General features: G+C 46.3%; 1 protein-coding gene. It reads left to right on the top strand.

The window, feature by feature from the left end:
• Positions 1–460 (top strand): site-specific integrase (locus tag WKT20_RS18210; RefSeq protein ID WP_340417886.1); only part of this gene is annotated, 460 nt, incomplete at both ends.

The following is a 460-nucleotide window of genomic DNA, read 5'->3' as shown; positions in this document are numbered from 1 at the left end:
CTGAAAATTCGTGACCTCGAAATACCAGAGCGAAGAAAATCGTTGGCTTTGACCCGTGACCTTTTTCTTTTCGCTTGCTATACAGGCACGGCTTATGCCGATACTGTTTCTATCACGGAAGAAAACCTCTTTCGTGATGAGGAGGGCAGCCTTTGGCTGAAATACCACAGAAAGAAGAACAAGATGCTTGCACGTGTGAAGTTACTGCCAGAGGCGCTTGCCATGTTGGAGAAATACAAAGACCCGACAAGACCTACTCTTTTACCGCCACAGGAATTTCGAGTGCTGAGAGGTAACATGAAAAGTCTCCGAGTACTATCTGGCATAAGTATGGATTTGGTCTATCATGTTGGACGGCACAGTTTCGCATCGCTCGTTACGCTCGAAGAAGGTGTTCCGATAGAGACTATCAGCAGAATGCTTGGTCACAACAACATTCAGACCACGCAAATCTATGCAC

The organism is Phocaeicola sp. ICN-14070 (genome assembly GCF_037892625.1).
GTDB lineage: Bacteria > Bacteroidota > Bacteroidia > Bacteroidales > Bacteroidaceae > Phocaeicola > Phocaeicola plebeius.
Note: the sequence above shows the minus strand (reverse complement) of the source record. Positions and strands in the feature narration are given on the sequence as shown.